Origin of the sequence: Micromonospora foliorum (genome assembly GCF_022229015.1) — a bacterium.
GTDB lineage: Bacteria > Actinomycetota > Actinomycetes > Mycobacteriales > Micromonosporaceae > Micromonospora > Micromonospora foliorum.
This window is the reverse complement of sequence record NZ_JAKKFF010000189.1, coordinates 50,947-63,765: the sequence shown is the minus strand read 5'-3', so window position 1 is coordinate 63,765 and position 12,819 is coordinate 50,947. Positions and strand designations below refer to the sequence as shown.

Annotated in this window: 9 protein-coding genes; 2 read left to right on the top strand and 7 right to left on the bottom strand. The window is 70.3% G+C overall.

What is annotated here, in order from left to right:
• Positions 1-4 precede the first annotated feature (4 nt).
• The 3 genes from PSH25_RS15335 to PSH25_RS15325 form a co-directional block, all read right to left on the bottom strand.
• The gene (locus PSH25_RS15335; RefSeq protein WP_238659733.1) at positions 5-1,084 is read right to left on the bottom strand and encodes a WxL protein peptidoglycan domain-containing protein; all 1,080 of its coding nucleotides are present in this window, start codon (positions 1,082-1,084) and stop codon (positions 5-7) included.
• 90 nt (positions 1,085-1,174) lie between these two features.
• The gene (locus PSH25_RS15330) at positions 1,175-3,148 is read right to left on the bottom strand and encodes a purple acid phosphatase family protein (protein WP_238659732.1); all 1,974 of its coding nucleotides are present in this window, start codon (positions 3,146-3,148) and stop codon (positions 1,175-1,177) included.
• Positions 3,149-3,292: 144 nt separating this feature from the next.
• Positions 3,293-4,324, bottom strand: a complete 1,032-nt coding sequence (locus PSH25_RS15325) for a HupE/UreJ family protein (RefSeq protein WP_238659731.1) — start codon at positions 4,322-4,324, stop codon at positions 3,293-3,295.
• Positions 4,325-4,718: 394 nt separating this feature from the next.
• Between PSH25_RS15325 and PSH25_RS15320 the strand changes: the two genes are divergently transcribed.
• Positions 4,719-5,354, top strand: a complete 636-nt coding sequence (locus PSH25_RS15320) for a type 1 periplasmic-binding domain-containing protein (RefSeq protein ID WP_238659730.1) — start codon at positions 4,719-4,721, stop codon at positions 5,352-5,354.
• Between the two features lie 70 nt (positions 5,355-5,424).
• Here the strand turns inward: PSH25_RS15320 and PSH25_RS15315 are convergent, their stop codons facing one another.
• The 3 genes from PSH25_RS15315 to PSH25_RS15305 all read right to left on the bottom strand — a co-directional run bounded on the left by PSH25_RS15315 (position 5,425) and on the right by PSH25_RS15305 (position 8,533).
• The gene (locus tag PSH25_RS15315) at positions 5,425-7,014 is read right to left on the bottom strand and encodes a glucuronyl esterase domain-containing protein (RefSeq protein ID WP_238659729.1); all 1,590 of its coding nucleotides are present in this window, start codon (positions 7,012-7,014) and stop codon (positions 5,425-5,427) included.
• 330 nt (positions 7,015-7,344) lie between these two features.
• Positions 7,345-8,040, bottom strand: a complete 696-nt coding sequence (locus PSH25_RS15310) for a hypothetical protein (protein ID WP_238659728.1) — start codon at positions 8,038-8,040, stop codon at positions 7,345-7,347.
• The gene (locus PSH25_RS15305; protein ID WP_124822440.1) at positions 8,033-8,533 is read right to left on the bottom strand and encodes a sigma-70 family RNA polymerase sigma factor; all 501 of its coding nucleotides are present in this window, start codon (positions 8,531-8,533) and stop codon (positions 8,033-8,035) included. The genes PSH25_RS15310 and PSH25_RS15305 overlap by 8 nt, the downstream gene beginning before the upstream one ends.
• Positions 8,534-8,714: 181 nt before the next feature.
• Between PSH25_RS15305 and PSH25_RS15300 the strand changes: the two genes are divergently transcribed.
• Complete coding sequence (locus tag PSH25_RS15300) at positions 8,715-11,945, top strand: S8 family peptidase (protein WP_238659727.1); 3,231 nt, start codon at positions 8,715-8,717, stop codon at positions 11,943-11,945.
• A 102-nt stretch (positions 11,946-12,047) separates the two neighbouring features.
• Here PSH25_RS15300 and PSH25_RS15295 read toward each other — a convergent pair whose 3' ends face one another.
• Positions 12,048-12,770 (bottom strand): SDR family NAD(P)-dependent oxidoreductase, encoded by a 723-nt coding sequence (locus PSH25_RS15295; protein ID WP_238659726.1) that lies wholly within the window; start codon positions 12,768-12,770, stop codon positions 12,048-12,050.
• Between the last annotated feature and the right edge of the window lie 49 nt (positions 12,771-12,819).

Genomic DNA, 12,819 nt, shown 5'->3' with positions numbered 1-12,819 from the left:
GAGATCAGGAGGTCTGCGGCTCCGGGCCACGAAGCGCCTGCTCGACGGCGTCGCGTACCCGAGCGTCCTCGCGCGCCCTGCGCTGCGCCTGGTCGCGGCGCCGGTACAGGGACGCCCCGACGAGCACGGCGATCAGCACGACGAGCACCAGTACCAGCATCCAGGGCAGGGCCCAGCCGTGCGCGGTGACGTGGACCGCCTTGAGCGGGGTGGTGGAGCCCGAGGCGTCGGTGAGCAGGGGTGTCAGGGTCGCGGTCGCGGCCAGCGAGATGGTGGGAGCCACCCCGTGGACGGGCACCGTGACGTCCCAGCTCTCACCCGGAAGCAGCTCCGGCGGCGCGGCGACGTCCTCGGCCCGCACCCGCAGCAGTCCGAACGGACCCGAGACGGTCACCGCCTGCTTACCGGACAGGGCCGCGTTGCCGACGTTGTGGACCTTGTAGGTGATGGTGGCGTCACCCTTGCTGAACGGGTTGATCGGTCCGGCGTACGCCACGTGCAGGTTCTCGATCGCGAGGTCCGGCTTCAGCTCGCCGCCAACCCGCAACTTGATCCGGATCCCGAGGCGCCGGTCGACGTTGATCCCCTCCGCCTGGTCGGCCTGGGTCAGCGTGGTGAGGATGCCACCGACGTAGTCACCGGGCGTGGCGTTCTCCGGGACGCTGACGGTGAAGGGGACCTGGGCGGTCTTTCCGGGCTGGATCACCACGCTGCTGGCGTTCGCCTTCACCCAGGCGCCGATCGCGACGGACTTCTTGTCCCTGGTGAGCAGGTCGAGCTGGCCGGCGTCGGTGGTGAAGCCGTCGGCCGCGTACACGGAGAGGGTCAGCGGTGCCGGGCCGCGGTTGGCCACGACCATGGCGTCCTCGACGGCACCACCCGGGTTGACGTTGTAGCTGTAGCTGGACCGGGCCTCGCCGTAGCCGTTGGAGGCCGTCCGGACCGTCCAGGCGACGTTGCCGTCCGCGGCCAGGGCGGGACCGGCACCGACACCGACGGCCGCGACGACGGCGAGCAGGGACAGTGCGGTCGTACGGAGGAGTGCGGCGGGCGTGGTCTTCCAGCGCGTGACGGACGGTTGCATGTCGGTTCCTTGAAGTGATCTTGGACGGATGGCAAATGGGTGGCGGGGTAGGCACCCGAAGGTGCCTACCCCGCCGACGGAACTGTTCGGTCAGCTGCTCAGCGCGGTGATCGTGAGGGTGGTGCGGTAGCTACCCTTCGCGATGCTGTCCGGGATCTTCAGATCCAGGTCAGCGCCGAGCTTGGCGCCGCCACGCGGGTGACCCTGCACGGCCGCGGCGAGCCCGCTGGAGACCGAGAGGCCCTTGCCCTGGTCGTCGAAGGACGACAGGACCGGCGCGCCGGCCTCGGCGCCCGCGCCGCCGTCGAGCACGTACGGGGTCCAACCGAGGAAGGAGCCGGCGAACTTCTTGTCGGCGTCCTGGAAGTCGCCGACGTTGGCCGAGATCGACCACGGGGCGAGCGAGCGGCGGCTGTCCGACACGAGGATCGGGTTGATCTTGCCGTTGGCCTGGAAGTAGGTGCCGTCCCGCTCCTGCGCGGTACCCAGGTCGACCAGACCGTTGTAGCCGTCGATCGTCCAGCCGAACTCGCCCGGAGCCGGGTTCGGCACGTTGACCTGGATGGCCTGGCCGTCACCGTGGAACGGGTGCACGGTCACGTTGTCGACGATCGAGCCGACCGGCTGACCGTCCGGGGTGTTGACGCAGGAGAGGCCCTTCTCGACGGCCGCGTTCGGCGCCGCGCAGGTGCCGCTGCGCACGTTCGCGAGAACGAGCTTGTCGCCCCGAACCTGCACCTTGACGTAGCTGCGGACGTGCTCCTGATTCTGCACGGAGTTGTACCAGTACTTGTTCGCGTCCAGCGGGTCCGGGCCGTTGCCACGGATGCCCGTGCCGGTGGCATCCGGCTTCTTGATGTCGTAGTACTTCGAGCCGGAGGCCGAGTTGGCCGTCACGTAGATGACGCCGCCCGGGCCGGGGAACACGTCGGCAGCACCCGGCTTCTCGGCCGGGTTCTCCTTCTGGCCGTTCTTGATGGAGTAGCTGCGCGAGTAGCTGTGGTCGTGGCCCTGCAGCACCATGTCGACGCCGAGGTTGGAGAACGCGGTGGTGAAGTCCTCCCGCCGCTGCTTGTTGTCCGTGTCGGTCGCGTGGGTGGCCGGCGAGTAGATGGAGTGGTGGTAGACCAGCACCTTCCACTTGGCCTCGGAGCCGTGCTTGTTGATGACGTCGGTGACGTACGCGACGTGCGCCGCGTCGCCGCCGGCGGAGCCGTCCGCCGGGTTGACGTAGCTGTTGCTGTTCAGGTCGATGAACAGCACATCCTTGTGGATGAACCAGTAGTCGCCGCCGGACCGGGTCGTCTGGTCCCCGCTGTAGTACGCAGACGAGCGATCGGTGTTCGGGGTGAAGTGGTGCTGCTCGTAGGACTTGCCGCCGACGTCGTGGTTGCCGATGGTGGCCACGAGGGGGATCTGACGCAGCTGGTCGGGGGCCAGGAACGAGGTCCACTGGCCCTCGTCGTTGGCGCTCTCGACGTGGTCGCCGGCGGACACCAGCAGCTCGGCGTTCGGGTTGGCCGCGGTGGCGACCTTCAGGGTGTCCTCCCAGCCGGCCTGGTCCTTCAGCCGGTCACCGGAGGAGCCGATCTGCGGGTCGCCGAAGAAGAGGAAGTCGTAGTCGCCCTCGAAGTCCTGCGTCTTGAAGGCGTACGCCGGGGACCAGCTGCCCTCGGCACCGACCCGGTACGAGTACGCCGTCTTCTCGCGCAGGTTGCTGATCGTGGCGTGCCGGTTGAACCCGGTGGTGGAGGTGTTCGCCGCACCGACGGCGTCGAAGCTGACCGCGCTGGCCGGGAACTCGCCGTTGACGATCTCGGCGGTCGGGGCGAGCTGGATCTTCTGCGCGGTGTCGGCGGAGGAGTACCAGCTCACGATGCGCTGGGTCTCGTTGGCGCCGACGCCGAGGACCACACCGGTGATCGTGGTGGAGTCGGCCGCGCTCGCGGTGGCCATCAGGCCACTACCGAGGGCCGCGCCCATTCCGAGGAACCCGGCTGCGACCCCGGCGACCAGGCGCCGCCGCACGAGCGCGGAGGCCCGTGTCGAGGTGCTCAATGTCATCGACATTGTTCCCTTTTCAAATAGAGAAGTGGATTGTGCCTTCACCCGACGCTGGGGAAGCAATTCCACGCTTTCGCCGCCTGATGAACCGACCATGAACGTGATCTTGCGAAAGACTGCACTTCACGAACTACTTAGCCCTACTCATGATCCGGAAACGCGCTGCACAAACCAGATCAACCCCATAGTGGACACGCCCGCAGAAACGGCCCCGGTCGCCCAGAGGCCGGCTTTCGGCGCACGACGGCGCAGCACGAACAGCAGCGGGAAGACGACAGCGATAATCGTCAACTGAACGACCTCGATGCCGACGTTGAACACCAGCAGCGACCACAGCAGCGTCCACGACCACGCCTCGTCGATGCCCAGTGCGCCCGCGAAGCCCAGGCCGTGCACGAGGCCGAAGCAGAACACCACACCGAGGCGGATCCACCCGGCCCGATCCAGGCTGAAGTGCCCGCGCCCCGCCGTCTCCAGGTCGGCCGCGTGCGCACCGCGCCGCCAGATCCCCCACAGGTGCCAGCCGGCGACGACGGCGATCGACAACGCGATGACCGGCTCCACGATCGCCCCCGGCACCTCGACCAGGCCGAGCGCGGCGAGCATGAACGTCACCGAGTGCGCCAGGGTGAAGCTGGTGGCCGCCAGCACGATCTCCCGGAGCCGCCGCGACCCGGCGATGAGCGCCAGCAGGAACAGAATGTGGTCGATCCCGGTCAGCAGGTGCTCGGCGCCCAGGAGGAAGAACTCGCCGAACCGCTGGTACCAGGCCTGCGCGGTGGAGAAGGACGGGTTGGCGGCGTCGAGGGCCGCGCTGCCCGAACGGCCGTCGATCTCGTAGGTGACGATCGTCTTCGTGCCCTTGACGTAGCCCTCGTCATCCGGGAAGAGCCCGCTGCGCACCACGTGCTCGTCGACCCGCTCGGGGCAGGTCCAGTCGAGCAGCAGGTTCGCGTACGGCACGCCCTCGCGCTCGCCGATCGTCGCGTCACCCACCTGCGTCGGCTGGCAGGCCGCACCCCGGGAACCCACCGAGAACCGGTCGGAGACGTACCCGAGGACCGCCGACGCGTGACTCTTCAGGGCGGCGGCCTGGGCAGCGGTGTCGCCCGCCTCGAACGCGGCGGTTCCCACCTGGAAGAGCGGGTCGTCGTCGCCGGCATCCGCGGCGGACACGACGAGGAGGTCGTATTCGAGCTCGACCCCGGTCCGAATGTGACCCTCGTCTCCCGCCGCTATTTTCGCGTACACAGTCGACGAGAAACCGTGCGCGGACGCCGGTTCGGCCCCCAGAAAGGGAACCACCGCTGCGGCGAACCCGACAGCGGCCACGAAAACGGTACGGCGGATGCGGCCTGACATTCGACTCCCTCGGTTGGCCAGTGCACATTGCATGTCGTGGGTGAACACCAACCCGCACACCGACGAACCGCCGGAGAACAACAGCCCCGAACGACCGCCCACCGATTACCGGTGACCGGAACTGAGATAGGAATACGAAGAAGTACGCGCACTTTCCGCCACCACCCGGAGGACGATCACCTTGCGCCCCCCGCTTCGGGCCGTTGCCATGCTGGCCGCGACCGCCGCGCTGGTCACCGCCTGCAACTCCAGCGACGACTGGTCCGAGCCCCGTCCGGCGCCCAGCGCCATCGGCACTCTCGGCCCAGGGTTCGTCGACCCCGCCACGACGCCCGCGCCGGAGGCGACCATCACCCCGCTGCCCGGCTCGTGGGCCGGCGTCCACCCGCCGAAGGACTACCGGGTCGTCCTGCTGACAAGCGGCGCGGACAACCCGACCAAGGCCCTCGTGACGGCGGTCAAGGATTGGGCCGACGACGAGCACGTCGACCTGAGGACCATCGTCGTCGGGAACGCGCACGACGCCGTTCCCAGCATCGCCAAGGCGATGGAGATGGGCCCGGACCTCATCGTGAGCGCGGGCAACGACCTCATCGACGGGCTCGCACTTGTCACCCCGAACCACCTGGACGAGGAGTTCCTCGTGGTCGGCGCGGAACTGGCCGAGCCCACCCACAACGTCACCGCGGTCGACTGGGACGGCGCGTCGTTCCGGGGTGAGGGGCTCGGCATGTCCTCGACGTACGACCCGAACTCGTTCACCGCGGACCGCTGCGCTGCGGCCATCCGGGCGGGCGTGGCCGCCGTCCTCAACGACCTGACCGGGATCGTGGTCTGGCTCTGACGCTCGGGCTCCGCCTCCGCGCGACATGGCCCGGCGCGGAGGCTTGCGATCTCCGCGCCGAGCCTGAACGTCACGCGGCCGCGCAGGTGGGGATCATCCCCGTCCCGGTGCCGCTGCCCTGGTAACCGAACTCGGTCGACTGCCCGGCTGCGATGGAGCCGTTGTAGGCGACATTTGTGAACTGGACGGCCCCGGTGCTGCCGCTCCGGTTGGCGCCCCAGATGCTGGTGATGCTGGCGCCAGACGGCAACGTCATGCCGACCGTCCAGCCGTTGACCGGTGTGGCGCCGGCGGTCACCCGCACGGTGGCGACGAAGCCGCCGGTCCACTGGTTGACCGACACCGTCGCCGCACAGCCACCACCGGCCGGCGGCGGCGTCGTCGGGGGTGGTGTGGTCGGCGGCGGCGTCGTCGGGGGTGGCGTAGTCGGCGGCGGCGTCGTCGGGGGTGGTGTGGTCGGCGGCGGCGTGGTCGGGCCGTCCGCCAGGACCGGTGTCGACCAGTCCCGCCAGTCGGCCAACCGACCGAGCGCCCTGCTGGAAATCCGGATCGCACCGGGCTCGTTGCCGGTCTTCAGCAGGAACTTCCGGATGTTGTTCTGCAACGGGGTACGCCACTCGGGGCGGTTGGCGCAGTGGCTGCCGTCCTGCACGTCGGACCAGTAGGTGATGTTGTCACCGGCGCCGAGCGCCCGGTAGACCTCCGCGCCGCCCAGGGCCGCCACGCTCGCCGACCGGGGGCCGAGGTTGGCGATGTGCGGGTTGTCCATGATGAACAACCCACGCGGTGCCACCATGGCGACCATCTCGTGGGTGTCCACCGGGAGCCGGTTCGGGCTGCCGGTGAACGAGCCGAACGCGTCGCCCAGCCAGGGTTGCTCCCCGTACGCGCTGCTCAGGCTCTGCGCGCCCTCACCGGGGATGCCCCGGAAGATGGGGACGCCCGCGCTGCCCGACTCGATCGGCATGGTCAGGGCGATGCGCTGGTCGAACACACCGATCGCGAAGGCGCCCTTGCCGTAACGGGAGCAGCCGGTGACGCCCATCGCGTCCGCCTTCAGGATTCTGCCGTCGGACTGTTCGATAACGTCGATGATGCGGCTGACGCCCCAGCCCCAGGCGGCGAGCAGTCCCGTGCTGCTCGACGAGCCGTAGATGCTGTAGAACGCGCCCTGCTTGTTGTTCCGAGGGGTGCCCTCCCGGCCAACTGCCAACGGGTCGTAGCTGATCACGGCGGCGCCGGTGGCCTTGATGGTGGCCGTGTCCGCGCCGAACCCGCCGACGACCACGACGGCCGGGAAGGGACCGGTGCCGCCGGGCAGCTCGACCCGCGCCGAGAAGCTGGAGCTCCTGCCGTTGTGTGACACGTTGACGGTGATGGTGCTGTTGGACACCGTCCCCGTGACGGTCGCGGGCTTGGCGGGCTTGTCGCCGAAGACGAACTTCTCGGCAAGCTCCTTGATCTCCGCCCGTCGGCAGCGCCAGTCGGACCTGGAGCTGATGGTCGTGCCGTTCAGCTTCTTGAAGGGGTCGGGAAGCTTGGCGTTGGTCGGCAGCGAGCCCAGGTCCGGCAGGCCGGACACGGCGCAGTCGGCGCCCTCGTCCTCCACTGCCGCGGCCAGCGGGCCTACGGCGGCTTGAGCGTTCGTCGTTCGTGTCACTACCGATACCGATCCGGCCACCGTGAGCGCTGCTACCGCAAGCGCGACGACCGCCGATCGGGTCCTAGAGCGGCCCGAGCTGATGATCACGGGGCTCTCCTTCCGAGTGGTGATGGAAAGGAAGGAACGAAACGTGATCGATGATCACGAATGCCAGCCACGTAAAGCTTGGGCTTTTCGATCGCCAGGTGTCAATATTTTACCGAAACTTTCGACACCTTCCCGCTGCTTCAGTCGACCCGGCAACCCCACCGCAGGGCGTCTCCAAGCCCGTGAAGCGGGTGGGGTCTGCCGGTGAACCCGCGCCAGATATCGGAAAGGTTTCGACACTCAGCGCGGGGCGGGCCCGCGGTCCTCGAACTCGTACGTGGTGGTCAGGCCCTCCGGCAGGTCGGGGACCAGGGCATTGGTGCCGTCGACCACCTGGACGTAACGCTTCCCCTGGAAGATCGAGTAGCTGCCGTCGGGCACCTGTTCGATCCGGAAGAGCTGCGTCGAGGCGGCGGCATCACACGCCCGGCCGCGTACGCTGCCCGGCGCGGCGTCGTGCACCACGGTCATGCAGACCGCGTTGACACCGGACGCCAGCAGGATCCGATACCTGTCGCCCTCGGGGCGCAGCACCCACAGCGCCCGGTCGTCGACGCCCTGTTCCGAGGTGGCCCGCACCTGATCGCCGTCGCGGTCGATCGCCAGCGTGGCCCCGCGCATGCCGGGCAGCACGATCTGGACCTGCCGCCGGCCGCCGAGGATCTCCTGCGGTCCCGCCGAGGCGGTCGCGGACGGGACCACTGGCGGTGCGACCTGGGTGGCCGGGCCAACCTCCGGTGTATCGACGTCGGTCCGCACCTGCGACAGAGCGGTGCCAGCGGCGACGGCCACCACGGCCAGCCCTGCCGCGCCGACGGCCGCCCGACGCCGCCGACGCCGGTCGCTACGGTGCCGCAACGTCTGCGCCCCGGGCAGCGTGGTGACTCGCCGGACCTCGTCGGCGATCGCGGTGAGATCGTCGCGCGGATCAGCCATGGGAGGTCTCCTCCTGGTGCGCATCGGTCAGCAACCCGGCCATCGCTCTCCGACCACGGGCGAGGTACGTCTTCACGGTTCCGACCGGGGCCTGCATCTCGGCTGCCACCTCCGCGACGCTGAGGTCGTTGAGGTGGTGCAGCACCACGGCCCGCCGCTCGTTGGCACTCAGCCGTTGCAGCGCCTGCAACAGTGCGACGTGGTCCTCGTTCAGTCCGGGCACACCCTGGTCGACCGCGGCCCGGCGGTGTGCGCGTACCCGGTTGAACGCCTTGCGCCAGCTGCTCACCGCGATCCGGGAGGCCACCCGGCGGACCCACGCCTCCGGACTGTCCGTCTCCCGCACCGTCCGCCACCGCTGCCAGGCCCGCATGAACGCCTCGGCGACGGCGTCCTCCGCCTCGGCGCGGTTGCCGGTGAGCGCGTACACGTGACCCACGACCCGACCCGCACAGGCCGCGTAGAGGGCGTCGAACTCCTCGGCGTCACGCATCCGACCGGTGCCCTCCCACGCCTCGTCCCCTGGTCACCGCCGCATGGAACTCGCCCGGGTGGACGGGCCGCGTCGGCGCGGGGCGAGATTGTGGCCTCTGTCACACCGGGGTGATCAACCTGACGACCTGGCCAGGCGTCATCGTGCCGACCCGGGAGACGCCCGTGGCGGAGAGGACGATGTGCGACGACGGCAACGACGCGCCCTGACAGCCGGCGTACTCGCGACCGCGCTGGTTGCGGCGGGCCTGACCGCCCCACCGGCGAACGCGCAGGAGATGCCGGCGGCCACGGTCCCCGGCACCGCCGGGACGTTCACCCTGATCACCGGCGACCGGGTGTCGCTGGACGCAGCGGGTCGCCCGCAGATCCAGCGCGGGCCAGGGCGGGCCGCGATGCGGTTCGTGAGCAGCCGGGAGGACGGTCACCAGTACGTCATCCCGGTGGACGCGATGCCACTGGTGCGGGACGGGCGGCTGGATCGACGTCTGTTCGACCTGACCACGCTCGGCGAGTTCGGCTACGACGACCGGGCGGCCGAGTTGCCGCTGCTGGTCGCGTACCCCGAGAACCTGGCGGCGCGGGCGCGGACCGCGACCACCGAAGGCGCCGGGCGGGTGCGGGCGGATCTCCCGGCCGCGCACGCGCTCGCGGTCCGGGCGGACCGGGACGACCGGGTGACGCTCTGGGCGTCGCTCACCCGGGGTACGGCGTCCGCGCGCACCCTCACCCCGGGGGTCACCCACCTCTGGCTGGACGGCAAGCGCGCGGTCTCCCTCGATCGCAGCGTGCCGCAGATCGGTGCCCCGGCGGCGTGGCAGGCCGGTTTCGACGGCACCGGCGTCACCGTCGGCGTGCTGGACACCGGGATCGACGCCACCCACCCCGACTTCGCCGGGCACCTCACCGAGGTCCGCGACTTCACCGGCGGCAACGACCCCAGCGACTCGGTCGGCCACGGCACCCACGTGGCGTCGACGATCGTCGGCAGCGGCGCCGCGTCCGGAGGCAGGTACCGCGGGGTGGCGCCGGGGGCGAAGCTGCTCGTCGGCAAGGTCTGCGCCACCAACGAATGCCAGGACTCGGACATCATCACCGGCATGCAGTGGCTCGCGCCGCGGACCCGGGTGGTCAACCTGAGCGTGGGCGGCGACGACGCACCCGGCCTGGACCCGCTGGAGACCGCGGTCCAGGAGCTGAGCCACCGGTACGGCACCCTGTTCGTGGTCGCGGCCGGCAACGAGGGGAAGCCGAAGTCGGTCTCCTCGCCGGCCTCCGCCGACGATGCCCTCGCCGTCGCCGCCGTGGACGCCGACGACCAGCGCGCCTACTTCTCCAGCCGTGGCCCGCGCGTCGGCGACAACCACATCAAGCCCGAGATCAGCGCGCCCGGCGTCGACATCGTGGCCGCCGCCCCCGGCGGCGACTACGCCACCATGTCGGGTACGTCGATGGCGACCCCGCACGTGGCCGGCACCGCCGCGATCCTCGCCGGGCAACACCCGGACTGGACCGGCCCGCAGCTCAAGGCCGCCCTGATGGACTCGGCCAAGCCGACCGGCGAGGACACCATCTACGAGCAGGGCGCCGGTCGGGTGGACATCGCCCGCGCGGTCGCCCAGCCGGTCGCCTCCGACATCGCCGCCATCGACTTTCCGGTGCAGCGCTGGCCGCACGCCGACGACAGCCCGATCACCCAGGTCGTCGGCTACCGCAACACGGGCACCGCGCCGGTCACCCTGACGCTGGCCATCGCTCCGGCGCCGGCCGGCATGCTCACCGTCAGCCCGGCCACGCTTGTGGTGCCGGCCGGTGGCCGCGCCGAGGCGACGATCACGGTGGACACCCGGGTGGACGCCCCGGACGGCGTCTACCAGGGGGCGCTGACCGCGACCGGCACCGGTGACCTGCGGGTACGGACGCCCTTCGTGCTGAACCGTGAGATCGAGAGCTACGACGTACGGCTCGACCACACCGGACGCGACGGCAAGCCGGCCACCGAGTACACGACCGTGGCGGCGAACCTGACCACCGGTGAGTTCAGCACCCTCGCCGCGACACCGGGCGGTGGCGTCCTGCGGCTGCCCAAGGGTCGTTACGCGCTGTACAGCACGATCCACGAGGGTGGCGTGTCGACCCTGCTCGCACAGCCGGTCCTGGACGTCCGTGGCCCGGTCACCGAGGCGGTCGACGCCCGCAACGCCAAGCCGGTCGCGTTGACCGTGCCGCAGCACGACGCCGCGCCGATCTCGATCAACGTGAGCGCCAACTGGGACGACGGCATGCGCTACCCGGGCGTCCAACTCAGCGGGGTTTCCTTCGCTGACGTCTTCTTCGGCCGGCTCGGGCCCGCCGTCGCGGCACCCGAGTTCACCGCGACGCTGGGCGTCGGGCTCGCCCGACCGGGCAAGGACGGCACCTTCCGGAACAGCCCCTACACCTACGACCTGGCGTACGTCCGCAACGGCGACATGTTCACCGGCCTGACCGGGAAGCTGTCGCCGAAGAACCTCGCCACCGTCAGAACGACCTACCGGAGCCAGTCCACGACGGCGACGGCCGTGCGGTTCCACCGCGCGTCGGCGCCCGGAGGATCGGGCCCGATCGGGTCGAACACGCCTGTCGACCTGCCGTTCAGGGGCACCGAGTACTACAACACCGACGGCGGCATCGTCTGGACGTCCACGTTCGTCGAGGGAGACAACCTGACGACGCAGGAGTCCACGTTCACGTCGGGGCGGACGTACACCCAGACCTGGAACGCGGCGCCCTTCGGACCCACCGTGGCCCAGGCGCCGACCCTGTCACCACTGGGGTACGCGGGCCGCGACGGCGACACCATCTCGATCGCGTCGGTACCCCTGTTCGGCGACGCGACCGGTCGCCCCGCGAGCCGCGACGATCGGCCGGTACGGTTCCGGCTGCTGCGCGACGGTAGGGAGATCGGCGCCTCGGACAGCCCGTGGGCCGAGTTCGCGGTGCCCGCCGGGAAGGCCACCTACCGTCTGGAGGCGACCGCCACCCGAGACGCCCCGGACACCCTGTCGACGTCGGTCTCGGTGGCCTGGACCTTCACCTCGGCGCACACCACGTCGCCGGAGCGGTTGCCCCTGACGACAGCCCGGCCGACGCCCGTGCTCGACGACACCAACACGGCACGGGCCGGCCGGATCATGACGATCCCGGTGGCGCTGGACCGGCAGGCCGGCTCGAAGGCCACCCCCAACCGCACGCTCGGTGTGTCCGCGTCGTTCGACGACGGCCGGACGTGGGTCGCGTTGCCGGTGCTCCGGACCGTCGCGGTGATCAGTCACCCGCGACGGGCCGGATTCGTCTCGCTACGACTGACCGCCACCGACACCGCCGGCAACACGGTCACCCAGACGATCCAGCGGGCCTATCGGATCGGCTGACGCACTGCCTGGTCCGGGGTGGCGGCGGCTTGAGCCGCCGCCCCGGACCGGGCCTCAGCGCCTCAGTGCCTCAGCGCCTCAGCGCGTCAGTGCCTCAGCGCCTCAGGCGGTGAGGGCGCCGTCGATGGCGATGGACGCGCCGCTGATGAAGGTGGCCTCGTCGCTGAGCAGGAACGCGGTGAGCGCGGCGACCTCGTCGGAGGTGCCGGCCCGTCCGGTCGGCTGCGCCGACAGGTAGCGCTCCGCGATCTCCGGAGCCTGGCTGACCACGCCCTGCCAGAGCGGGGTGTCGATCAGGCCGGTGACCAGGGCGTTGACCCGCACACCGGAGCGCGCCACGTCGAGGGCCGCCGAGCGGGTCAGCCCGATGACGCCGTGCTTCGCCGCGTTGTAGGCGGCCTGGGTCCCGTCACCCTTCACGCCGGAGACGGAGGCGTTGTTGACGATCGCGCCACCGCCGGAGGCGATGATCGCCGGAAGCTCGTACTTCAGGCCGTAGAAGACGCTCGTCAGGTTGAGGGCGAGCGACCGGTGCCAGTTGTCGCTGTCGGTCTCGCGCACGCTGGCCATCGGCCCACCGCCGGCGTTGTTGAACGCGCCGTCCAACCGTCCGTACTCCGTCACCGCGGCGTCGACGAGCCGTGCCATGTCCTCCTCGATGGTCACGTCGGTGGGTACGAAGAGGGCGCTACCGCCCGCGTCCCTGATCTGCGCGGCGACCTCCTCGCCCCGGTCCTTGTCCCGGGCGCCGATGACGACGCGAGCCCCTTCCGTGGCCGCCCGCTGGGCGAACGCCAGGCCCATGCCCTGCGTACCGCCGGTCACGACCAGGACCTTTGACTCCAACCGTCCAGACATCTCGTCTCACATCCAC